The organism is Bacillus sp. PK6-013 (genome assembly GCF_054161445.1).
In genome coordinates this window covers 236,385-260,740 of sequence record NZ_CP096417.1, presented here as the reverse complement: position 1 = coordinate 260,740, position 24,356 = coordinate 236,385, and the positions used below count along the sequence as shown (strand labels likewise).

Annotated in this window: 20 protein-coding genes; 8 read left to right on the top strand and 12 right to left on the bottom strand. The window is 47.1% G+C overall.

Annotated elements, in window-relative coordinates; translation table 11 throughout:
* Positions 1 to 63: 63 nt before the first annotated feature.
* On the top strand, positions 64 to 1,275 hold the full coding sequence (locus M1E03_RS01220; RefSeq protein ID WP_145625123.1) for an MFS transporter: 1,212 nt from the start codon (positions 64 to 66) through the stop codon (positions 1,273 to 1,275).
* 19 nt (positions 1,276 to 1,294) lie between these two features.
* Here the strand turns inward: M1E03_RS01220 and M1E03_RS01215 are convergent, their stop codons facing one another.
* Positions 1,295 to 1,726 carry a hypothetical protein gene (locus M1E03_RS01215; RefSeq protein WP_026580310.1) on the bottom strand — a complete coding sequence of 144 codons (432 nt, stop codon included), beginning with the start codon at positions 1,724 to 1,726 and terminating at the stop codon, positions 1,295 to 1,297.
* 306 nt (positions 1,727 to 2,032) lie between these two features.
* Positions 2,033 to 3,631 (bottom strand): catalase, encoded by a 1,599-nt coding sequence (locus M1E03_RS01210; RefSeq protein ID WP_458110630.1) that lies wholly within the window; start codon positions 3,629 to 3,631, stop codon positions 2,033 to 2,035.
* 184 nt (positions 3,632 to 3,815) lie between these two features.
* On the opposite strand from M1E03_RS01210, the gene katA reads away from it, so the two are divergent.
* From katA to M1E03_RS01190, 4 genes are all read left to right on the top strand, one after another.
* Entirely contained in the window at positions 3,816 to 5,273 is a 1,458-nt protein-coding gene (katA, locus tag M1E03_RS01205; RefSeq protein WP_026580312.1) for a catalase KatA, read from the top strand.
* 117 nt (positions 5,274 to 5,390) lie between these two features.
* Complete coding sequence (locus M1E03_RS01200; RefSeq protein ID WP_020453429.1) at positions 5,391 to 5,807, top strand: Fur family transcriptional regulator; 417 nt, start codon at positions 5,391 to 5,393, stop codon at positions 5,805 to 5,807.
* A gap of 6 nt (positions 5,808 to 5,813) precedes the next feature.
* Positions 5,814 to 6,767: a ferrochelatase gene (gene hemH / locus M1E03_RS01195; protein WP_212110880.1), complete on the top strand. Its 954-nt coding sequence runs from the start codon at positions 5,814 to 5,816 to the stop codon at positions 6,765 to 6,767.
* Between the two features lie 333 nt (positions 6,768 to 7,100).
* The gene (locus tag M1E03_RS01190) at positions 7,101 to 8,126 is read left to right on the top strand and encodes a pectate lyase family protein (RefSeq protein WP_026580314.1); all 1,026 of its coding nucleotides are present in this window, start codon (positions 7,101 to 7,103) and stop codon (positions 8,124 to 8,126) included.
* 37 nt (positions 8,127 to 8,163) lie between these two features.
* Here the strand turns inward: M1E03_RS01190 and M1E03_RS01185 are convergent, their stop codons facing one another.
* The 5 genes from M1E03_RS01185 to M1E03_RS01165 form a co-directional block, all read right to left on the bottom strand.
* Complete coding sequence (locus M1E03_RS01185) at positions 8,164 to 9,015, bottom strand: NAD(P)H-hydrate dehydratase (RefSeq protein ID WP_149169729.1); 852 nt, start codon at positions 9,013 to 9,015, stop codon at positions 8,164 to 8,166.
* Between the two features lie 162 nt (positions 9,016 to 9,177).
* Positions 9,178 to 10,929 (bottom strand): thiol reductant ABC exporter subunit CydC, encoded by a 1,752-nt coding sequence (gene cydC, locus M1E03_RS01180; RefSeq protein WP_458110629.1) that lies wholly within the window; start codon positions 10,927 to 10,929, stop codon positions 9,178 to 9,180.
* Positions 10,926 to 12,650, bottom strand: a complete 1,725-nt coding sequence (gene cydD / locus M1E03_RS01175) for a thiol reductant ABC exporter subunit CydD (protein WP_026580317.1) — start codon at positions 12,648 to 12,650, stop codon at positions 10,926 to 10,928. The genes cydC and cydD overlap by 4 nt, the downstream gene beginning before the upstream one ends.
* A complete protein-coding gene (gene cydB / locus M1E03_RS01170) occupies positions 12,650 to 13,666 on the bottom strand; it encodes a cytochrome d ubiquinol oxidase subunit II (RefSeq protein ID WP_020453435.1) in 1,017 nt (338 codons plus the stop codon). The genes cydD and cydB overlap by 1 nt, the downstream gene beginning before the upstream one ends.
* Positions 13,653 to 15,059: a cytochrome ubiquinol oxidase subunit I gene (locus M1E03_RS01165; RefSeq protein WP_020453436.1), complete on the bottom strand. Its 1,407-nt coding sequence runs from the start codon at positions 15,057 to 15,059 to the stop codon at positions 13,653 to 13,655. Before M1E03_RS01165 ends, cydB begins: the two co-directional genes overlap by 14 nt.
* A gap of 791 nt (positions 15,060 to 15,850) precedes the next feature.
* On the opposite strand from M1E03_RS01165, the gene M1E03_RS01160 reads away from it, so the two are divergent.
* Both M1E03_RS01160 and M1E03_RS01155 read left to right on the top strand, forming a co-directional pair.
* Entirely contained in the window at positions 15,851 to 16,639 is a 789-nt protein-coding gene (locus tag M1E03_RS01160; RefSeq protein WP_020453437.1) for a formate/nitrite transporter family protein, read from the top strand.
* 84 nt (positions 16,640 to 16,723) lie between these two features.
* Positions 16,724 to 17,113: a DUF1259 domain-containing protein gene (locus tag M1E03_RS01155; protein WP_020453438.1), complete on the top strand. Its 390-nt coding sequence runs from the start codon at positions 16,724 to 16,726 to the stop codon at positions 17,111 to 17,113.
* Positions 17,114 to 17,130: 17 nt separating this feature from the next.
* Here the strand turns inward: M1E03_RS01155 and M1E03_RS01150 are convergent, their stop codons facing one another.
* The 4 genes from M1E03_RS01150 to M1E03_RS01135 all read right to left on the bottom strand — a co-directional run bounded on the left by M1E03_RS01150 (position 17,131) and on the right by M1E03_RS01135 (position 22,576).
* Complete coding sequence (locus tag M1E03_RS01150) at positions 17,131 to 18,462, bottom strand: NAD-dependent malic enzyme (protein WP_020453439.1); 1,332 nt, start codon at positions 18,460 to 18,462, stop codon at positions 17,131 to 17,133.
* Between the two features lie 34 nt (positions 18,463 to 18,496).
* Positions 18,497 to 19,894, bottom strand: a complete 1,398-nt coding sequence (nhaC, locus tag M1E03_RS01145; RefSeq protein ID WP_020453440.1) for a Na+/H+ antiporter NhaC — start codon at positions 19,892 to 19,894, stop codon at positions 18,497 to 18,499.
* 242 nt (positions 19,895 to 20,136) lie between these two features.
* On the bottom strand, positions 20,137 to 21,564 hold the full coding sequence (gene aspA, locus M1E03_RS01140; protein ID WP_026580319.1) for an aspartate ammonia-lyase: 1,428 nt from the start codon (positions 21,562 to 21,564) through the stop codon (positions 20,137 to 20,139).
* A gap of 22 nt (positions 21,565 to 21,586) precedes the next feature.
* The gene (locus tag M1E03_RS01135; protein ID WP_020453442.1) at positions 21,587 to 22,576 is read right to left on the bottom strand and encodes an asparaginase; all 990 of its coding nucleotides are present in this window, start codon (positions 22,574 to 22,576) and stop codon (positions 21,587 to 21,589) included.
* A 215-nt stretch (positions 22,577 to 22,791) separates the two neighbouring features.
* Here M1E03_RS01135 and M1E03_RS01130 point away from each other — a divergent pair, with 215 nt between their 5' ends.
* Entirely contained in the window at positions 22,792 to 23,139 is a 348-nt protein-coding gene (locus M1E03_RS01130; protein WP_020453443.1) for a helix-turn-helix domain-containing protein, read from the top strand.
* An 86-nt stretch (positions 23,140 to 23,225) separates the two neighbouring features.
* Here the strand turns inward: M1E03_RS01130 and M1E03_RS01125 are convergent, their stop codons facing one another.
* Entirely contained in the window at positions 23,226 to 24,272 is a 1,047-nt protein-coding gene (locus tag M1E03_RS01125) for a lactonase family protein (protein WP_145654610.1), read from the bottom strand.
* Between the last annotated feature and the right edge of the window lie 84 nt (positions 24,273 to 24,356).

Sequence of the window (24,356 nt, the reverse complement as noted above, 5' to 3'; positions counted from 1 at the left end):
CATCTTGTTTTCCGAGCGGGGTTTATGATGTACTGGAATTTAAAGGGGTGTGAGTAAAAAGGGATGGAACTGCAAAAACAAATCGTCTATGAAGAAAAACAAATTTTAAGGAAAGATCATATCATCTTTTGGGGTGCCGTCTTTTGTTTCTGGTTTGCTACATACATCTATGTCCCTGTTTTCGGATTATATTTAGACAACATCGGATTTTCATATTCAGCGATAGGAATAATACTCGGAAGCTACGGCGTCACCCAGATATTACTGCGGTTTCCGTTCGGCATCCTGTCAGATGTTCTTTCGCCGCTTAGAAAACAGCTGTTGATCAGCGGCTTTGCAATGTCTCTGTTGAGCTGCTGCATATTTCTGTTGTCCGATTCGTTCATCATGGTGATCACGGCCAGGCTGCTCGCCGGTATGACTGCGGCGATGTGGGTGATGGCAACCGTTTTATACTCGCAGTATTTCACAAAAGATCAATCGTCAAAAGCGATGGGCATCCTGCAGTTTTTAACGGTTCTCCCCCAATTTGTCAGCATGGCTGTCAGCGGATACCTCGTCCATTTGTTCGGCTGGATGTTTCCGTTTTGGATCGGTGTTGCCGTTTCGTGCATCGGGCTGATTCTGTCATTTTACATTAAAGATAACGGCCCCCGCCATACGGCCAAAGGGATGGCTTTGTCAGACTATGTTAAACAGACGTTGCGTCTTCCTAATTTAAAAGCGATTACAACATTATCGTTTTTAGCCCATGCCGTGCTATTTATGACCGTGTTCGGGTTCACACCGATTTACGCGGAATCGGTCGGCATTGATGAGAAGCAGCTGATTTGGATTATGTGCGCTTTTTTTGTTCCGCAAACGCTGGCTTCCGTGTGGTGTATCTTTTACAAAGTAAAGGCCGCCGATGCACTGATATGGATATCTTATGTGATAACGGCTGTTTTCTTTTCCTTGCTGCCGTTCGCCGAGAACCTTTTCGCAGTGTGTGTGATCCACGCCGTGACAGGACTGACATTGGGGTTTATTTTTCCGCTTTTGGTCAGCAAAGTCGTCCAGCTTGGTACGCCTCAGCTCAAAATGTCTGTGATGGGTTTCTATCAATCTTTTTATGCGCTCGGTTTTTTTCTCGGACCGGTTGTGGCGGGAAAAACGGCTGAACTGTTCGGGCTGCGGGAGGTTTTTTGGTTTGCCGGGGCTTTGTCATTAGCAGGGGCAGGAGTGATGCTCGTTTCAAAGCAGTTTTCGATACGTACAAAAAGCAGGCGGGGATGATGCCTGCTTTTTGCCTTGCTCAATAAGATATTTTAGCAGAGCCGGCAGGATACCAATTGCCATTCTGCGCTTTTGCCCATCCGTAAACCATATCGCCTGAATTGACCTTTTCTCTGATCAGCTCAAGCCTTTCGCTTGAGTTTGCCTCATACCTGCTTCCCGTTTTTGCCGGTATTTTCACAGATAAAATGTTGTCCTTTAATGTATCAGGCTCCTCATCAGTGCTTGTCCATGCGACTCTTTCATAATAAGTCTGATTAAACGGACTCTCCAATCCTTTAATATAAAAGCGGACTGTTTTGCCAACCACCTTGACATCTGTATATGCCGTGCTGTAGGGATGAATCGATTCCTGAGAAATTGACTTTCCGTATGCCAAAACAGACGTTCCGCCAGCACCGCAAAGCATGATTCCCAACATGAAAACGACCGCTGCCAACTTTTTCAACATGAAAACTCCTCCTTTTTTTCAACTCTTTATACATGTTTAATTTTACCATATTTTCCGTTTGCTTCTTTGTTGTGGATTTGTACATTTGTTGAATATAGGGAAATATTGGTTAAAGGGAGTAAGCGGGGATAAGCTTCTTTTGCTCGTTATTTTCTCGACAAATTGGAGCGAACACCCTAAGCCTCTTTCTGTATTCTTCTTTTTCCTCCACTGCTGAACCGATTGTCTCCATTATTACAAAATAAAAAGGATACGCTGAAGCGCATCCATATCTTAATATCAGTTTGAATAGATAATGATGATCCTTTAATAAGGATCTTCACTATGGCCTTTTTCTTCCGCCTGTCTCGGCGCATCTTCGGCGCCTTCTGCCCCGATCGGCTCCCGGCTGGATGTATTTTGGCTGGAAGCGTTTTTTAATCCTTCTTCGACCCTGCTTCCATATTCCTTGTCGCATTGCTTGAGCATCTCGATCATTTTCGTTTGAATTCTTTGATCGCAGGGGGCAAGTGTATTGACCAGATTCGTAATCAGCTCGTCCTTTTCCCAGTCTTCGAAATGCCTGTACGTGTCCCCGGCCTGCTTGAAATTATTCTGTCTTTCGATACTTTCGCGCACCAGATTTCCTTCGACATGCGGGGTATATTCTTTGCCGTCCTGCTTCGCTTCTTTCAGCCCGTTGATAGTTGAAGGTTCATAGTTGATGTGCGGGCTTTGATTTTTGCCTAAGTCGACCTTGTACTGCATCTGGCCGCCCCGCTGATTGGTTGCCACCCTTTTTTTCGGTGCATTGATCGGCAGCTGCAGATAGTTGGCCCCTACCCTGTATCTCTGTGTATCAGAGTAGGAAAACGTACGTCCCTGAAGCATTTTGTCATCGGAAAAATCAAGTCCGTCGACAAGAACCCCTGTTCCAAATGCCGCTTGCTCGACTTCTGTAAAGTAGTCTTCGGGATTTTTGTTTAATACCATTTTGCCGACAGGAAGCCAAGGAAATTTCTCCTCAGGCCATAGCTTCGTATCGTCAAGCGGATCAAAATCAAGTTCAGGATGCTCATCATCGCTCATGATTTGAACGAACAACTCCCACTCGGGATAGTCTCCCCGCTCAATCGCTTCGTATAAATCCTGTGTAGCGTGATTGAAGTTCTTCGCCTGAATTTCTCCCGCCTCTTTTTGCGTCAAGTTTTTTATGCCCTGCTTCGGTTCCCAGTGATACTTCACAAGGACGGCTTCTCCTTCTTGGTTTACCCATTTGTATGTGTTGACACCGGACCCCTGCATCTGCCGGTAGTTTGCCGGAATGCCCCAAGGAGAAAACAAAAATGTGATCATGTGCATGGCTTCAGGCGTGTTGGAAATGAAGTCAAAGATTCTTTCGCCATCCTGCAAATTCGTAACCGGGTCCGGCTTAAATGCATGGATTAAATCAGGAAACTTCACCGCATCGCGGATAAAGAAGATCTTCAAGTTGTTTCCGACTAGATCCCAGTTCCCGTCCTCCGTGTAAAACTTAACGGCAAATCCGCGGGGATCGCGAAGCGTTTCCGGTGAAGATATCCCGTGGGTCACCGTCGAAAAACGGACAAACACCGGGGTCCTCTTCCCTTTTTCCTGAAACAGTTTTGCTCTCGTATATTTTGAGACCGGCTCATCGCCTGCTGTTCCATAAGCTTCAAAATAGCCGTGCGCTCCGGCTCCCCTGGCATGGACGACCCGTTCGGGAACCCTCTCCCTGTCAAAGTGGCTGATCTTCTCCAAGAAATCATAGTTCTCCAATGTGGAAGGCCCCCGGTTGCCCACGGTCCTGATATGCTGATTGTTTGTGATCGGGTGGCCCTGCCGGTTCGTTAACGTCTCATCCGTCTCCATGTCAGATTTCTGCTCGTTTGAATGCTGATCCATCTCCGTACCTCCTTTATTTGGAATTAATAATAACTTATCCCAAATGAAGGGAGTTATTCAGTTTTAATATATTTAATCAACGATAATGAATTTTTCTTTATAATTATTATAAATAAATATTGTTTTTTTCTTGAGAAATGTTATCATTATTTTGTAATTAAAATTTACGCGAGGTGATCCTTTGATGACGACAAATAAAAACAACCTAACAACCAGCTGGGGCGCTCCCGTTGGAGACAACCAAAACTCAATGACAGCTGGTTCACGCGGACCGACGCTGATTCAGGACGTCCACTTGCTCGAAAAGCTCGCCCACTTCAACAGAGAGCGTGTGCCTGAACGAGTTGTGCATGCAAAAGGCGCCGGTGCGCACGGTTACTTTGAAGTCACAAATGACGTTTCCAAATATACAAAAGCCAAATTTTTATCAGAAGTCGGAAAACGCACACCGTTATTCGTCCGTTTTTCCACTGTTGCAGGCGAAAACGGTTCAGCCGATTCCGTCCGCGACCCGCGCGGATTTGCTGTTAAATTTTATACAGAGGAAGGGAACTATGATCTCGTCGGAAACAACACACCTGTTTTCTTTATTCGCGATGCGATTAAATTCCCTGATTTCATTCATACACAAAAGCGCCATCCGGTCACACATTTGAAAAACCCGGATGCCGTATGGGATTTTTGGTCATTGTCTCCAGAGTCCCTTCACCAGGTGACCATCCTGATGTCTGACAGAGGCATTCCCGCCACTTATCGGCACATGCACGGTTTCGGTTCCCACACATTCAAATGGGTGAATGCCGAAGGAGAAGGCGTCTGGATCAAATACCACTTCAAAACAGAACAAGGCATTAAAAACCTGACCGAAGAAGTGGGGACAAAGATTGCAGGTGAAAACCCCGATTATCATACACAGGACTTGTATGAGGCGATTGAAAAAGGAGACTTCCCGGCATGGAAGCTGTACGTTCAAATCATGCCCCTGGAGGATGCGGATACGTACCGTTTTGATCCGTTCGATGTTACAAAAGTATGGTCGCAAAAAGATTATCCGCTGATTGAAGTCGGCCGCATGGTTCTAAACCGCAATCCGGAAAACTATTTCGCAGAGGTTGAACAAGCTACATTCTCCCCTGGAACATTGGTGCCCGGCATTGAACCGTCTCCCGACAAAATGCTCCAGGGACGCCTGTTCGCATATGCGGATGCGCACCGCTACCGCGTCGGCGCAAACCATAACAGCCTGCCGATCAACCGTCCGAAAGCGGACGTCCATAATTATCAAAGAGACGGACAAATGCGCTTTGATTCAAACGGCGGGGGCTCTGTCTACTATGAACCGAACAGCCTCGGAGGCCCTCAGGAATCTCCTGAAAACAAAACAACGGCTTATCCGGTGTCAGGTTCGGCGGACAGCACTTCTTACGACCATAACGACCACTACACACAGGCTGGCGATCTTTACCGCCTCTTGAGCGAAGAAGAGCGGACTCGTCTTGTCAGCAATATCGTAGGTTCGATGAAGCAGGTGACAAAAGACGAAATCAAGCTTCGGCAAATTCAGCATTTCTATAAAGCAGATCCGGAGTACGGCACACGAGTTGCCGAAGGATTGGGCTTGTCCGTTCCGCAGGAAGTTTAAGGCTAAATCATTTCAATCATTCTCAATGAATATTCTCATTTTCTCAGGTACAGGCACCCGTCTTCTTAAGCATGCGGGTGCCTGACCTTAATCAAAGAACGACAGGGGATGTTACGTGTGGAAGACGAACAGCTCGTCCCTTTCTTAAAGAAGCGGGGTTTACGAATAACGGCTCAGCGCGTCCTGATTTTAAAAACGATCGCTTCTCTGGGCGGCCACCCATCGGCGGAAGACATTCACCGGGAATTGCCGTACATGAGTCTCCCGACAATCTACAGCAACTTGAAATTATTTGTGAAGCTCGGCATTTTAAAAGAGCTGTCCCATGGAGACGCAAAAAGCAAATATGAATTATTTACATCAGAGCACTATCATGTTGTCTGTAAATCATGCGGAAAAATCGCTGATCTGGACTATCCTCACCTCAAAGAGGTTGAGCATGCAGCAGCACAATTGACGAACTTTAAAGTGAACTCGCATTATTTAGGGATTTACGGAATCTGTACAACATGCCAAGAACAGCAGCAGAGGTGAAGACATATGAACCGAAAAAAAGTCGGCCTGTTAGTCATGGCATACGGAACCCCTTATCAGGAAGAAGATATCATTCCGTATTACACGCATATCCGTCATGGAAAACGGCCGTCCGATGATATGATTGAAGACTTGAAAAAACGCTACAAGCATATCGGCGGAATCTCTCCGCTCGCGGAAATTACGCTCGCTCAGGCAAAAGAGCTGGAAAAAGCGTTGAACGAGCGCCAAGATGAGGTCGAATACGTGATGTATCTCGGCTTAAAACACATCTCTCCGTTTATCGAGGATGCGGTTGAACAAATGAAAAAAGACCAAATTGAAGCGGCCGTTTCCGTCGTCTTAGCTCCCCACTATTCCACCTTCAGTACCGAAGTATACAATCGGCGCGCCAAACAGGCCGCAGCAGCAATCGGCGGCCCCCGGATCGCATCGATTGACGAATGGTACCAGGAAGAAGGCTTTATTCGCTATTGGTCTGAAGAAATCGGCAGCATTTTAAACGGCATGTCTGAAAAAGAACGAAAAAAAGCGGTTCTTGTATGCTCAGCACACAGCCTGCCGGAAAAAATCAAGGAGCATGGAGATCCATACCCGGATCAACTCGAGAAAACGGCCCAACTAATCGGAGAGCAACTGTCGTTTGACCAGATCGCCGTAGGCTGGCAAAGTGAGGGCAACACACCCGATCCGTGGCTTGGTCCGGATGTCCAAGACTTAACAAAAGAACTGTATCAGGAAGGCTTCCGGTCATTTATTTACGCACCGGTCGGATTTGTCTCTGACCACTTGGAAGTGCTGTATGACAACGACTATGAGTGTAAAGCGGTTACGGACGAGCTTGGCGCAAGCTATCACCGTCCGCCTATGCCGAACACCGATCCGCGCTTCATCGATACACTTGCCGCAGTCGTTGAGCGAACATACAACAGCACAGAACCGGAGAAAGCGGGACTGTAAATCGCTCCGAAAAATGAAAAATTGAAGAAAACATGATTTAGAAGCAGAATCTATGGCTATTCATTTCCATAGATTCTTTTTTTTGCACCATTATGATGAAAGACCTTCAACTAAATGCGCTTATTCTCAGATTCGTGTCATTTGGCATAATCACCAGCTTATGCGCAAATCCAACTCACATCATGATTATTCAGATTATTCAGAAACGTATGCTATGCTCTCTCTGATTCCAATAAAAGGGAGGGATCATCAGTGTCCATCACTTGGCATCCGCCGTAATTGTAAGCGCTTCCTATATAGCGGCGGCATGAAAAAAGAATAGGAGGAATGAATGTGAAGAAATTAATCAGCATCATCTTTATCTTTGTATTAGGGGTTATCGGGTCTTTGACAGCGGCGGTTTCGGCAGAAGCAGCTTCTTCGTTAAGCTCGGGCAAAGTAAATCCGCTTGCCGATTTCAGCTTAAAAGGCTTCGCGACACTAAACGGCGGAACAACAGGCGGAGAAGGCGGTCAGACGGTAACCGTAACAACGGGAGATCAGCTCATTGCGGCATTAAAAAATAAGAATGCAAATACGCCATTAAAAATTTATGTCAACGGCACCATTACAACCTCAAATACATCCGCATCAAAGATTGACGTCAAAGACGTGTCAAACGTATCGATTGTCGGGTCAGGGACCAAAGGCGAACTCAAAGGCATCGGCATTAAAGTATGGCGAGCCAACAACATCATCATCCGCAACTTAAAAATTCACGAAGTAGCTTCCGGCGATAAGGACGCGATCGGCATTGAAGGCCCTTCTAAAAACATTTGGGTTGATCATAACGAGCTTTACCACAGCCTGAACGTTGACAAAGATTACTATGACGGATTATTTGACGTCAAAAGAGACGCCGAATATATTACATTCTCTTGGAACTATGTGCACGATGGCTGGAAATCCATGCTGATGGGCTCATCGGACAGCGACAATTACAACCGGACGATTACATTCCACCATAACTGGTTCGAAAATCTGAATTCGCGTGTGCCGTCATTCCGTTTCGGAGAGGGCCACATTTACAACAACTATTTCAATAAGATCATCGACAGCGGAATTAATTCGAGAATGGGCGCACGTATCAAAATTGAGAACAACCTTTTTGAAAACGCCAAAGATCCGATTGTCTCTTGGTACAGCAGTTCACCAGGCTATTGGCATGTATCCAACAACAAATTTGTAAACTCCAGGGGCAGCATGCCGACTACCTCTACTACAACCTATAATCCGCCATACAGCTACTCACTCGACAATGTCGACAATGTAAAATCAATCGTCAAACAAAATGCCGGAGTCGGCAAAGTCAATCCATAAACTTTGAGGTGAAACGTTCGGAGGCATTCCGAGCGTTTCACTCATTTCCATCCTCATACGCTTTCCAAACCGTAGGCAGCAGATCGGAAAGTTCATGTGCGAGAAGCGTATGGGCCGATCTGGTCTTTGTCCATGCGTCCGCACATGCGCCATGCAGGTGGACAGCATTCAACACCGCTTCTCTCGGATTCTCATGACAGCACAGCATTCCGAGAAGCATCCCGGTTAACGTATCTCCGGTTCCTCCCTTTGCCAGCGCCCCGTTTCCCGTTACATTCCTCCAGCACTTGCCATCCGGGAAAGCAATGATCGTTTCATTGCCTTTCAATACAAGAGTAACACCGTGTTCCTCTGCATAATCTCGAGCATAACCGGCCCGGTTCGTCTCAATTTCTTGAATGGACAAGCCTGTCATTTTCGAAAATTCCCCCGGATGCGGCGTTAATATCACCGGTGCTTCCCTTTCTTGATACGTTCGTTTTGAAAGAGCACCCGCATCAAGGACAACCGGACAGTCTTTCGTCAATACATTCCGGACCGCTTGCTCAGTCATTTGCGAAGGCGGCAGCCCCGGCCCGATCGCAATCGCCCGGTAAGATTCGGCAATCTCGCTGGACGCCGCCTTTTCTAAGCCGTCCCGCCAATACGTCGCTTCAGGGAGAACGGGGACGATCAACGGAATGGCACTTCCGCACGTTCCGATGACAAGCTTTCCAAGACCGCTCCGCATCGCCCCAATTCCTGCAAGGAGGGCCGCTCCCGGCATGTCATCGCCTCCCGCGAGCAAAAGGCCGGTTCCATAAGTTCCTTTATGACTTCCATTCCCCCTTTTCGGCAATGAGCCCTTCACACAGTCTTTCGTCCATATCGGCAATTGTTCTGCAGACATCCCGGATCACACCTTTCAATACAAAGTTTAAACAAACGTTTAATTAAATACTAACTGAATATACCCTTCACCGCTCTTTAACATGCAAAATAAAAGCAGTTGATGAGCGGGCATATAAAAAAAGACAGCTTCTCGACTTGAAGCTGTCTTTTGCGGTTTCTACTAAGAATGCCGGCCGACAGGCGCATCCAGACGATAAAGTCTTGAATAGCGCGGATTGTTTTCCAAAAGCTGCTGATGGCTCCCTGCCATTGCAAGCTTCCCTTTGTCTAAAAACAGAATCCGGTCGGCCGCTTCGGCTCCTGCCAAATGGTGTGTAATCCATAGAACCGTCTTTCCATCAAGCACTTGAAACATCGTTGATAGAAGCTCTTTCTCTGTTTTAGGATCAAGACCTATAGTCGGTTCATCCAATACAACGATTGGCGCTTTCTGCAGCAGAATCCGCGCCAATGCAATCCGCTGACGTTCTCCGCCTGAAAAACGAATGCCCGTTTCCTGAACAGATGTATGATATCCTTCGGGAAGAGACTGAATATAATCGTGAAGCTTCACCTGGCGCGCCGCCCAATACACGTCCTCATCGCTCGCGTCAGGGTTTCCGAGCCTGATATTATTCAAAACCGTCGTATCAAACAGATGCGGCTGCTGATTAAAAACGGAGACTGCGCGTGAGATTTCTCCCTGAAGAGACTGCACAGAAATGCCGTTCAATGTAATGTTTCCTTTAGAAGGAGCGAGCGCCCCTTGTATTAACGACAAGATCGTCGATTTACCAGCGCCGCTCGGCCCGAGCAAAGCGGTCTTTTCCCCCTGCTTTAATATAAATGAAACACCGCCCAACACCGGATGGCCTTCTTCATAAGAAAAACAAACATCTTCAAAGCGAAGCGTGACATCGTCCAAGCCTACAGCCTCCGCCCGTTCCTGCTGAACAGCGCCTCCAATTTCTTCCCTTTTCGGCGGCTCAAGCCCGTCCATTCTTTCTAAAGAATCCTGATACTCAGGGATTGACGCCGCTGCGTCTGAAAGCGGAAAGAAAGCTTCTGTCAAAGGAAACACAACAAGGACAAACGCTGCAATAAACACAGGAGCCAGGGCGCCTTCCGCGCTTTGTCCGCCCGCCCATATTAACATCAGAAGAACAAGTCCTGCCGCCAGGCATTGCATGGCAAAGTCCCTCCAACGACTGAAGCGCATCCGTTTCTTTTCGATCGCCTGCCATTCCTGCTCTGCCGCTTCATACGCATGGACGAAGTCATTTTGCCGGCCGCTGAACACCCAGTCGCTCACGCCCATGACCGCGTCTGTCAGCTGACGGTACAAGAGGCTTCGTCCTCTTTTCAGCACAACATTTTTCGCCCTTGTCACAAGCAGGGAAACAAGCGGAACAAGAAACACGAAAACCGCTGCATAGATCGCGATCAGCCCTGCAAAAGGCCATGAAAAAAAGCCAATAGCAGTGATGAATACGCCATATAAAAGAAGCGCCGACAGCCCGGGAAATACCGTTCTCAAATACATGTCCTGCAAATGCTCAACATCGTCGGCCAAAATGCCGAGCATATCCCCCGTCCGAAAGCGTTCACGCCATTTTAAAGCTTGAGGTTCCAGCATCCTGTAAAGCCTGACGCGCATATCGGATAAAATTTTCAAGATGATATGGTGTCCGGTCAATCGCTCAACATAGCGCGACACCGAGCGCAGAATCCCGAAGGTACGGACCGCTACGATCGGGACATAAATCATCAAAACATTTTCCGGACGCGTAGCCGCTTTGGATATTAAATAACCGGAGGTAAACATGAGAGCTGCAGCCGAGCATGCCGTCAATCCGCCAAGCAACACGACAATGATCAAAAGCCTTATATTTTTCTTGATATAGGGCAGAATCCACCCGTCTTCATTGTTCATGATGCACCTCCAAACGACTGCGCCTGCACAAGCTCGTAATAAACGCCCCGCTTTTCAATCAATTCTTGATGTGTACCGGTTTCAGCCACCTGTCCATTCTTCAGCACGATAATTTCATCCATATCAAGCATCCAGTGAAGACGATGAGTTGCCATAAAAACCAGCTTGTCTTCAAACAATTTCAGCATCGTTTTTTTCAATTCGTATTCTGTTTCGATATCCAAGTGAGCGGTCGGCTCATCTAAAAGGAGAATCGGACGGTTGCCCAGGAAAGCCCGGGCAACGGCTGTGCGCTGCGCCTGTCCGCCGCTTAATGCCCTCCCGCCTTCACCGATCCGCTCCTCTAAGCCGGACGGAAGCTGATCAATCAGCTCCGTCAGCCCGGCCGCTCTTGCTGCCTGTTCAACTTCTTCGTCAGAAGCGCCGGGATGATAAAAACGGATATTGGCTCCGAGCGTATCCGGAAAAATGTAGGGATGCTGCGGAATATACAGGAGCTGATTTTGCCAGCTGTCCGTCTGCAAATGCGTCCTCTCTTTTCCCCCCACTTTGATCACGCCGCTTTTCGTTTCCAAGAAACCGCCGAGCACATCGATAAGCGTAGATTTTCCGGCACCGCTTTCTCCGATGATTCCGATTTTTTTCTTTCCTTTAAACGATAGAGAAATGCCGGATAATGAGGAGTTTTCCTCCTCATCATGCCGCACCTCTACATCCTTGAACTCGATTTGATCGTCGTCTGACCATCGCTCAAGATCCAAAGGCGCCTCATCCTTGAAACCGGGCGACTCCAATATCGCCTTGATCGCTTTACCGGCTTCCCGTCCGTTCAACGTAGCATGATAGTCATTGCCGACTTCCCGGACAGGGAGAAAAAACTCAGGCGCAAGAATCAGAATGGCTAGCGCCGGCTCCAGTATGATAGTGCCGTCAACAAGACCGAGACCGAGAAAAACGGCTACGGTTGCCACGGACAGCATGGTGAAAAAATCCAGTGCAAACGAAGACAGAAAGGCAATTTTAAGCGTGCCCATCGTCGCTTTCCTGTACCGTTCGCTCACATGAAAAATATTCTTCGTATGTGAACGGCTCATGCCCAGCACTTTCAATGTTTCCAGGCCGCGCAAGGAATCAGTAAAATGATTTGAAAGCATCTCATACGTCTTCCACTGGCTGTCCGCTTTTCTCTTTGCCGCATAGCCGAGAAGGATCATAAATGCGATTAAAATCGGCATCGTAATCATTAAGACTGCAGCGGAGGATGTGTCTTTAAAAAAGACATAACAGACAACCGCCGGCGGTATAACAGCCATGCTGATCATTTTTGGAAAAAACAGCTCCAAATAGCGGCGAAACTGCGCAATTCCTTCCATCGCGAGTGTGACGACGTGACCTGTTCCTTCTTTTCTCGCCAGTCTGGGGCCGGATTGGAAAAGCTTCTCCAAAAACTTTTTCCGCAGGTCGGCCCCTGTCTTGGCGGCATAATCAAAAATCAGCCTTTGCCTGACAAGGGTCACGGCATGGCGGAATAAAAAAGCGGCGGTAAATAAGATGATCAGCGGAACAAGCGAACCGACCCGCTCGCCGTTAAAAAGGCGGGTCACCGCTTCAGCAAGCCATTCGGCCTGCATGATAATAGCTGCGCCCTGCATGCATGTCAGTACGGTGAGTGCTGCAAGAATTCGCTTCATTCCTTTATATTGCAAAAGATCTTTTCCCATTAATAAATCATTGGCTCCTTACTGCTGACCCGTTTTCGAAAAACATAGTAGCTCCAGATCTGATAGCCCAGCACGAACGGAAGCAGTGACAGCGCGACGATCGTCATCACTTTTAAAGAATAGTCTCCTGATGAAGCATTATAAACCGTTAAATCATATGCGCTTTTGACCGAGCTGATCATAACGCGCGGGAACAGCGCAGTGAAAATCGTCGCCACTGTGAGGGCGATCCCAGCCCCTGTCATAGCAAATGTCCAGCCGTCGCGTTTTTGTTTCATAAATACGATCGACAGCACATAACAAACGACAATCAGAGCCGCAAGAGGTATTGTCACATGTCCCCTGCCCGTGAACAAGTCCGTTTCAAAAATGGATAAAGCAACAAAGGCAACAAGCGCCGCCAAAACGGCGAATACGACTTTTTTAGCCAGCTGTCTTGCCCGGTCGCGCAAATCGGCTTCCGTTCTCAACGTAATAAAGATCAGGCCGTGCAGCAGGCAGAGAAGTGTAACGGTGACTCCCCCTGTTACGGAATAGACGTTCACATAGTCAGTAAAACCGGCGTGCAGATTCATATCGGCATCAATCGGCATACCGCGCAAAATACTGGTAAATAAAACACCGAACAAAAACGGGGGCAGAATGCTGCCGAAAAATACGACCCAATCCCATGTTTTCTTCCATTTTGCGGTTTCGACTTTCCCTCTAAATTCAAACGCGACTCCGCGTCCGATCAATGCAAGAAGAACAAAGACAAACGGAATGTAATATCCGCTGAACATCGTGGCATACCAGTTTGGAAAAGCCGCGAAAATCGCGCCTCCCCCAGTCAGCAGCCAGACTTCATTGGCATCCCAGAAAGGGCCGATCGTATTGATCATCACCCTCCGTTCAAGCTCGTTGCGTCCGAGAAACCGGGTCGCCATTCCGACGCCGAAATCAAAACCTTCAAGAAAGAAAAAACCGATGAACAGCACAGCGACTAATATAAACCAAAGTTCATTAAGAGATACCATGGTAAACCTCCTGATCAAACGGGTCTGTCGATACGGAATCATCATGATGGTGGTCATGGTGTGCAGCCCCTTTTTTAATCTCCCGCACAAACAAGTAGACAAGAACGAGCGCCAGTACAAGATAAATCGCTGTAAACGCGATGACGGAAAACAGCAGCATTCCCGCTGATACGTTCGGCGACACGGACTGCGCCGTTGTCAAAATACCGAACACCGTCCACGGCTGGCGTCCGATTTCAGTCATGATCCACCCCGCCGTATTTGCAATGAATGGAAAGGCGATTAAAGCCACCATCGTCCGCAAAAACCATTTGCTTGTTTCAAGTCTTTTACGGAAGCTGAGATAGAGGCCAGTCAAAGCGGCAACGATCATTAAAAGTCCTGAACCGGCCATGATTCTGAAGCTCCAGAACGTCGTTTTCACCGGCGGAATATAATTTCCTTCTCCGTATTTTTCTTCATATTGCTTTTGCAGCGTCTTCATTCCGGGCACATCGCCGCTGAATTGTTTATAAGCCAAATAGCTGAGCGCATACGGGATGCTGAGCTCTGATTTGTTTTCCTGCTTGTCCGCGTCAATGTTCGCAAGCACCGTCCAAGCTGCAGGATCACCGCTGTCATCCCAAAGCGCTTCGCTGGCAGCCATTTTCATCGGCTGGCTCTTCATCAGATGCTGGGCCTGCTCATGTCCGCTGAACGCTACGCCGATGCCGGAAACAAGCGCCACAATCATCGCGATTTGAAAGGATTTTTTAAAAAAGAGCAATTCCTGTTTTTTCAGCATTTTATACGCGCTGACACCGGCAATGAAAAACGCTCCGGTGGCAAGCGCACCGAAAATGACGTGCGGAAATTCAACCCATAGCTGCGGGTTTTTAATAATCGCAAAGAAATCGGTCATTTCCGCGCGGCCGTTTTTGATCGCGAATCCGACAGGCTCCTGCATAAACGAGTTGGCCGCTAAAATCCAAAACGCCGACATGATCGTTCCAAGCGAAACAAGCCAGATGGACAGCAAATGGATCTTCTTCGGAAGCCGATCCCAGCCAAATATCCACAAACCGATAAACGTCGATTCCATAAAGAAAGCAAGCAGCGCCTCCACCGCGAGCGGAGCGCCGAATACATCACCGACAAAGCGGGAGTACTCCGACCAGTTCATTCCGAACTGAAATTCCTGTAGAATCCCGGTGACCACACCGACTGCAAAATTAATTAAAAATAAGTGCCCCCAAAATTTAGCCATCGTTCTGTAAATGTCTTTTTTCTTTACGACGTATAGAGTTTCCATTAAAGCAACCATAAAGACAAGCCCGATTGACATCGGCACAAAAATAAAGTGAAAGATCGTTGTTGAAGCAAATTGAAATCTTGCCAAAATGAGTTCGTCCACTGTTCCAGTCTCCTCCTCTTTGTTCTAGCCGGACCGTTGCCGAATGGGCATCACCCTTGCTCAAAGTTTCACATGAATCTTATGAATATGATCACAGACAAAAGGGTGACCTTGGCCCACATTGATGTTCCGATATTATCCGGATGGTTATTTATACCTGTACTTTACCGCGAATCCCTTCTTAAATAAAGTACATATTCCCTAATTTATGGATGTCATTGTGACAATTATCCGAAGAAATTATAGATATTTTGTGACGCGGTGGTTAACAAGAACTAAATCAGCATGAGAAAAATGCCCCTCATTCCCGCGGAGCATTTCGTCATTCAACGATTGCGATTCTCTGCGCAAAGCCTTGCGGATCAAAAGAATACCGTTATATGCAATCAAACAAATTCGGCGCTTTCCTTCAGTTTGAAAACGCCTGACGGAAAGTCCTGCTATTTTGTCCAATCTGTGAAATCTTCCCTCAGCCTTTTGCGCACGTCCTTCATCTATGCTTTCATACAGCACCAGCTGATTGCACTGCGCATTTAACCTGCTTGCTGCCGTATCCCTCCCTGTCGAGCTATCTTTGAAACATCGCTCCCTCAGGCTTTTACGAATGGATGGAATATTTATTACTTAAAAATAAACAATAACGATACCTTGTTTATTCTATGAAAATCGAACCATACATTTGTTCAAACAAAGTACACAAAATTTGTGAAATGTTTCACAATATCCTGCTATACTTAGTTTGTATTTATGATAGATACTTCTTAAGTAAACACTTGATGGTGGTGGAAAACATGGAATCAAAATCACTTGTTCTAGTCGAAGAGCTTGCCTTAAAAAAGCAAAGCATCTTTATGCAAAGCCCGCTTCGTTATCTTTTACGAGCTATGCTGGCCAGTATGTTTATCGGGTTCGGAGTCATTGTAGCGTTTAAAACGGGGAATCTATTTTATGTTGAACATTCTCCGTTCACATATCCAATTGCAGCAATCACATTCGGGGGCGCCATTATTCTGATCGTCTATGGCGGAGGAGATTTATTTACGGGAAATACATTTTATTATACATTGGCTGCGCTTCGTAAAAAAATGCGTTGGCCCGCTGTTATCAAGCTGTGGATGTTCAGCTATGCAGGAAATTTAATGGGCGCCGTGTTTTTCGCAGGCCTCATCTTTGCGACCGGTTTATTTAAGGATCCTTCTTCCACCGGCTTTATACTTAGCGTGGCGGAACATAAAATGAATACGCCGGTGACCGAATTGTTTTTCAAAGCGATTTTGTGTAACTGGCTAGTCTGCCTTGCGTTCTTTGTTCCGATGGCGCAAAAAGGAGACGGAGCGAAAATGTTCTCTATGATGCTGTTTGTTTTTACTTTCTTTATTTCCGGTTATGAACACAGCATCGCGAACATGGCCACTTTTGCCGTCTCTCTGGTCACCGAGCATCCGGATACGATTTCGATTGCAGGCGCAATCCATAACTTGATTCCGGTAACCCTTGGGAACCTGATCGGAGGCGCGTTTATGATGGGCTTCATGTACCACTATGCAAACAAGCCGGGCGGTGAAGAAATCATCAAATAAAAAGATTGTCCATTTTTAAAGGATTCTAAATATGCGGGTTCCCTTCATAAAATCGTGGTAACTTTAAAAATGGAGGTTCAGCAGATGCAAAGTTTTCATTCGCTTTGCCAGCAGTTTGGACATATTTTAAATGGGGAGCCGCACATTGAACACGGTGTCTGTTCTGTCAGCATCAAACGGAATTTGCGCGTCACGATTCAAGGAAGGCCAAGCCGTGGAGTCGGCATGGAAGAAGTCATGTTCGAGTCGCTCGATCAAAACGGAATCGCCTTGAATATGGCCGAAGTTGCCATTTTGCCTGAAGAAATTCCGTTGTTTACAAAAAAGCTTGTCGATCAAGGCATCATCATCAGCGCTCTCCACAATCATTGGATTTTTACAAAACCGAATATTTTATATATTCATTTTCAATCTGTAGAACCGCCGTTAACATTCGCAAGAAAAACAGCTGCCGCTTTATCCGTATTGCGATAAAGCAGCAGCTGTTTTCTTTATCCGTTCATTTTTCCCATTTCTGAAAGTGCGACCCTTTCGACTGCTTTGGCCACAATCTCGTGAACATCAGGATTCAGCGGATCAGGCACAAGATCGCCTTGTTTTGTGCAGGATGCAATCGCTTCGGCGGCCGCGACCAGCATCGGGTGGCTGATCGATTCCGCTCCGGCATTTAACACGCCCCTGAAAATACCGGGGAACCCCAGCACATTGTTGACAGACCGTCCATCCGCAGCGTAGGCTGCCCCGGCCTCGAGCGCATCCTCAGGCTCAATCTCCGGCTTCGGATTGGACAGAGCCAAAATCACCTGGCCTTCCCGAACCCATTTCTTATTGATCAATCCCGGAACGCCGGTTGTCGCGACGATGATATCGCAGCTTTCCATCAATTCTTCGATGCTTTCAGCCGCATGGCCGCCATAGTTCTCTAAACGCGCCATCGCCTCAAGCGATTTATCCGTTCCGATGACACGTTTTACCCCATATGCCATAAACATTCTGCAGATCGCGACCCCTGCCGCACCCAGGCCGATTTGGCCGACATGGGCCTGCTTCAGATCGACCCCTGCACTCTTGGCGGCTGAAATGGCGGCCGCCAGTGTCACCACCGCAGTACCGTGCTGGTCGTCATGCATGACCGGAATATTCAGGTCGTTTTTCAGGCGCTCTTCGATTTCAAAACAATGCGGTGAACCGATGTCTTCAAGCAAAATACCGCTAAATCCGGGCGCAATGTTTTTAACCGTCCGCACGATTTCGTCAGGATCATTCGTATCAAGCAGAATCGGAACTCCGCTGATGTCTGCAAGCTGGTCGAAAAGCGCGGCCTTCCCTTCCATAACAGGCATTCCCGCCACAGGCCCAATGTCTCCCAAGCCTAGGATGGCCGTACCGTCCGTTACAATTGCAACCGAATTGCCGATGCCTGTATAGATATTCGCTTTTTGCGGCTCTTCTTTAATAAGCTCGCACACATTCGCGACACCCGGCGTATACACCCGCCGCAGATCAGCGAGCGAGCGAATCGGCATCTTGCTTTTCACGCGGATTTTGCCGCCTTCATGGGCAGCCAGTACGTCATCTGAAACGGTATGAAGATGGATGCCTTCTTTTAAGTTGCGGATCACTTCAAGTATCTCGGTAAGCTGTTCTTCATGCTCAACTTGAACCGTAATGTTCCGCATCGTATAATTCGGCCCCACCTTGATCGTTTCAACCTCTCCGATATCACCGCCGGCAAGGCCGATCGCCGTTGTCACCTTTCCAAGGTTTCCTGGTGCTGAAGGGATTTCCAGCATCAAATTCCGAATAATATTGTTGCCATTCATAACAGAATACCTCCATCAATTGTTTTAAAATCGGCTACTGAACCGGCGAGTCTTTTTTATCGGTGTACCAAATAAATTTACCTGTGTATCCGTACAAAATCGCAAGGCCGATTGAAACAAAGCTCAGCCACATGAACGGCAGATAAGAGAAGGTTGACACGCCGAGAATCCCCGCCATATATATGCCGTTGTCTGACCACGGCACCATGCCTGACGTCATCGTACCGCCGACTTCCGCGTTTCTGGAGAGCACCCTCCGGTCAATTCCGAGCTTGTCATAGCTTTTCTCCATAATTTTCGGTGTTAAAATGAGCGAGACGTACATCGCGCAGCCGAACACATTCGCCAGGAAAGCGACGATAATCGTCGAGAATGTGACGTTGCCGGCAGAAGTCAGCTTTTGCTGGAATTTGGACACGATCACTTTTAGAACGCCTAAGTGCTCCAAAAGGCCGCCAAAGCCCAGACCGAGAATGATAACGACGACCGAACCGAGCATGCCTTGAATTCCTCCGCGGTTTAAGAGCTCGTCCATAAATTTGATCCCGGTGTCGATGGAAAAGCCGTTGTATGCCGTGCCAAGTGCATCCGCAAAATTCATGCCTTGGAAGACCGCAGCCCAGATCGCCCCCAAAAGTGCGCCGATCGCGATCGTCGGCACAGACGGCTTTCTCATGGCCAAAAGAACGATAACGATAACAGCCGGAACAAGCATCCAAATATGAATATCAAACGTGTTTTGCAAAGAAGTTTTCAAAAATTCGACTTTCTGCAAATCGACATTTTTACTACCGTAAATAAATCCGGTAATGGTGAACAACACCGCCGTGATCAAATAGGCGGGAACCGACAAATACAACATCGCTCTGACATGGGTAATCACTTCGACCTTTGAAAGGGATGACGCAAGCACTGTACTATCGGAAAGCGGTGATAATTTATCTCCGAAATAGGCGCCGGACAGCACGGCTCCGGCTACAAGCGGAAGCGGTAGCCCCAGCCCTTCACCGATTGCCATCATGGCGATCCCGGCCGTTCCTACAGTACCCCAAGACGTACCTGTGGCCACAGAGGTGATCGAACAAATAATGAGCGTGGCAAGCAGGAATATGCTCGGGTGGATAAACTCAAGCCCGTAATAAATCAAAGTCGGCACAACACCGCCGGCTATCCATGTACCGATCAGAGCGCCGACGGCAATCAGGATCAATATCGCTTCGAGTCCGTTTGAAATTCCGTTTGTAATCGATTTTTGCAAATCTTCATACCGGTGCCCCAGGCGCAGACCGAGCAAAATCACTAAAAACCATGAAATAAACAATGCCAGCTGAATCGGCAGATCAAATTTGACTGTAAATGAACAAACTATCGCTAAAAATGCACCTAATACACAAATGATTTCCAACATTGATGGCAACCGTGCTGTTTTCAACCTAAATCCCCCTTATTATTGAAACGCTTTCAAAATAAGCTACATAAAAATAGCAATCTGCTTCAATTTTTTCTTAAAAATTTAACTAACAACGAACAGTATACCACGAAAAAGGCTGACGCGGTACCACTTCACCGCTGTTGTCCTTTCTCTTCATAAAGTTATTGAAGGAAAGCGAAAACACTCTGTGTTTCTATCCCGGTAAAATGCTTCAGAGTGTTTTCGCGTACTGTTTTTCCAGCTTAATCCCGATTTAAAAGTTCAGCCCCGGCAATCCCCGGTTTTGTCATTTCATAAGGATTCAAAATCAGATCAAGCTCTTCTTCTGTCAACACATCGTTTTGAAGACAGAGATCGCGGACGGATTGCCCTGTTAAAATCGCTTCTCTTGCAATTCTTGCAGCTGCTTCGTAGCCAAGATGCGGGTTGACCGCAGTAATGACGCCTGCGCTTTTTTCTACATATGCCTTTAAGCGTTTTTCATTCGCTTCGATTCCTGCTACACAGTGATCGGTAAACGAACGGAATCCGTTGTTCATGATGCTGATGGACTGCAGGAGATTAAAGACGAGCACTGGCTCCATCACATTCAGTTCGAGCTGTCCGGCTTCAGAAGCGAGACAAATCGTATTGTCGTTTCCGATGACTTGGAATGCGATTTGGTTGATCAGCTCGGCCATAACCGGATTGACTTTCCCCGGCATGATGGATGAACCCGGCTGTCTTGCCGGAAGAGAAATCTCAGCAAGTCCTGCACGCGGACCTGATGCCATCAACCGAAGGTCGTTGGCGATTTTCGACATGTTCATCATGCATACTTTTAATGCAGCCGAAACTTCAGTGTACGCGTCCGTATTTTGCGTCGCATCCACCAGATGGTCAGCGCCGACTAGCGGAAGACCGCTGATCTCAGCCAAGTGCTTGACAACATTTTCAATATAGCGCGGATCCGCGTTCAATCCCGTTCCAACCGCGGTAGCGCCCATATTGACTTCATACAGATGCTGACGCGATTGTTTAATCCGTTTGATGTCGCGTTCAATCACGCGGCTGTAAGCTTCAAATTCCTGCCCAAGGCGGATCGGCACTGCGTCTTGAAGATGTGTGCGGCCCATTTTAATGACGTGGTCAAAGTCGCGCGCTTTTTTCTTAAACGCGTCAAGCATGTATTCCATTGTGTCAAGCAGCTTTTCCAGCTGCTTGAGCGTTGAAATGTGAATCGCCGTCGGGAAGACGTCGTTTGTCGATTGAGACATGTTGACGTGCGTATTCGGACTCAGGTGAATATATTCGCCTTTGTTGTGGCCGAGCAGTTCAAGTGCACGGTTTCCGATGACTTCGTTCGCGTTCATATTCATTGAAGTTCCTGCGCCGCCTTGAATCGGATCAACGATGAATTGATCGTGCAGCTTTCCTTCAAGGATCTCATCAGCGGCTTGGACAATGGCATCTCCAAGGCCATTATAAAGACGTTTTGTCTCCATGTTGGCAAGCGCGGCCGCTTTTTTCACCACTGCCAGCGCTTTGATCATTTCTTCGTGGATTTTATATCCTGTAATTGGAAAGTTTTCCGCTGCCCGCAATGTCTGAATACCGTAGTAGACATCGGCCGGAATCTTTTTTTCTCCGAGAAAATCCTTTTCCGTCCGGTATGTCATTTCAGTTTTCATTTTTTAACCCTGCTTTCTTTTTTTAGATGATGATATCGTCTGCAATTGGCGTTTCCATAATCTTTTTGACTTCAGCTTGTTGTCCGGTTTTTCCTAGTGCCCACATCAGCTTCGGAACGATCGCTTCGGTGTTCATATTCCTCGAGCGGATGATGGCATCTTGGTTTACCTTGCGGCCGACCTCGTAAATGCTCATATCCTCTCCTTCTTCAAGGCATTGTGTCGTAATAGCTACGACTACTCCGGAATCGATCAGCTCGTTCACTTTTTCTAAAATGTTTCTTTTCTCAAAAGGAATGCCGCCGCTTCCGTAGCTCTCAATCACAATACCTTTATATGAACCTTTCAGACAATCAAAAAACTCAGGCTTTAATCCGGGATGAAGCTTCACCAGACAAACATCGGTATTTAAGGAGGTATCGAGTTTCAAAGCGCCTGGCTTCACTTCGGGAACCCGTTTGTTATACTCGATCTCCTTGTCATGAATGAAAGCAACGTAAGGATAATTGATGCTTTCAAATGCATCGTAGCTTTTTGTTCTTAATTTGATCGCTCTCGTGCCTAAAATGACGCGGCCGTCAAAGACGACGTAAACTCCGCCGATACCGTCGCACGCGAAGCGGACCGCATCTTTAATATTTTTTTTCGCATCCGTTTTCTTAAATGTAATCGGAACTTGGGAACCCGTAATCGCAACAGGCTTATCAATATTCTGCAGCATGTATGAAAGCGCCGCCGAGGTGTAGGCCATCGTATCGGTTCCGTGCGTGATCACAAATCCGTCGTAGCTGCTGTAATTCTCATATACAGCCTCAGCCATCATCACCCAATGTTCAGGCTGCATGTTGGTGCTGTCTATATCCATTAAAGATTGGCAATCTATCGTATAATTAGAATGGTCATCAGATAAATAGTTGAGAAGCTCTTCCGCTTTAACCCCCGGAGCCAGTCCGTTTTCGCCTTCTACTGAAGCGATGGTCCCGCCGGTGGTCAACAGCAGTAACTTTTTCATGTGCTACACCTCTTTAAGAAGTAGTTTTATACAGTATAAAGCATGTTTTGTTTTTACGAAGAAGGCTTGATACATCAGGAATGTATACGCTTTATGCGTACCTTCAATGCAATTATAGTCCTCAAATGTGAAATAATCAAGAAACTTTATTCATTTCGCGTACACTTTTGCTGATAATGTGCTATAATCACTGTGTATTAAAAGGAGCGTAAGATATGAATTTAGATCGATTAACAACACTGAGAAAAAATAAAAAATGGTCATTGCAATATACTGCCGACCGCCTCGGTATTGCGAAAAGCACTTACGCGGGCTATGAATCGGGCTACCGCCGCCCTTCTTTAGAGGCGCTTATCGAAATCGCTGATTTATTCAATACTTCCACTGATTTTTTGCTTGGCAGAGTTGACGATCCCCGGGATGAAAAGGCTAAAAACGAAGCCATTGAACTGACGGAATGGGATAAGCTCAAGCTGGCAGTCGACGGGACGCTTCTTTCCGAAGAAGAAATCAAGCAGATGGTTGCGTTTATCAAGGTCAAAAAAGAGCTGGATGCGGGGTAAAATGACAGCGGTTAACCGCATGCTGCAAGTGTTATAAAAAGAAAAAAACTTGACTGGCCTTTTTAGCCAGTCAAGTTTTTTTGCTTTTATTGATGTAAAAATTTCACACAAACCGCTTCAGGAGCAGGAACTCCGGACTGCAAAAGCGTCAGCCGGCCCGTTGTCCAGTCTCTTTCAAACAATGTCAATGTCCCTGTTTCCTGGTTGGAAGCGATTAAAAATTGCTCTGAAGGATCAATCTCAAAGTCGCGCGGCCATTCCCCTTCAGTTGATACGTGTTCAACCAGGGAAAGTTCGCCCGAATACTCGTTGATGCTGAAGACGGCGATGCTGTCGTGTCCGCGGTTTGAAGCGTATACAAATTTGCCGTCTTTAGTGACATGGATGGCGCCGCCCTGGCTTGCACCGTCAAACCCTTCCGGCAATGCCGAAATGACTTGAATCTCCCTGAATTCACCCAAATCAGGATTGTATTCCAACACGATGACTTCATTGCTCAGCTCCGTTAATACATACGCATACTTTTCCTGCGGATGGAACTCAATATGCCTCGGCCCTGACCCCGGTGCAGTTGCGTGTTTTTTCACCGCTTCAAGCCGGTCCTCTTTCAATTGATACGTAATGATATGATCCGTTCCGAGATCGACGGCTACTGCATACTTCTCATCAGGTGTGAATCCGGAATAATGAGTATGCGCTTTTTCCTGCCTCTCATGCGGTCCTGTTCCCTCATGCTGCACTTTTGCTGAAGGCTCAAGCAAGCCGCGGCTTTCATTTAAAGGGTATACCATGATCGTCCCGTTGTGGTAATTGGCGGACAGAACATAGCGGTTATTCTGATCGACGCTGACGTGGCAAGGCGATGGTCCTTTCCCGGCCTGCTGGTTGACGAAAGTCAGCTCTCCTGTGGAGCCGTCAACACGATATGCGGCAACCCCGCCATTATCGCCGTCTTTGACCACTGCATAGAGCATTTCATTGTCTTTGGCGATATTCAAATATGTCGGACTGCCCAGCTTTGCTGCCGGCTTTGGCGTGCTTAACGCCTTTTTTTCCGTATCAAGCTCAAATGTATAAATCCCTTCGCTGTCTGCTTTTGTATATGTTCCGATATAGCCTCTGTATTTTGCCATTTGATCCTCTCCTTTTTTGACAGTCGTCCATTCCTATTTTACCTCACAGAAACTGAATTATCATGATCTGGTATGCAAAAACCT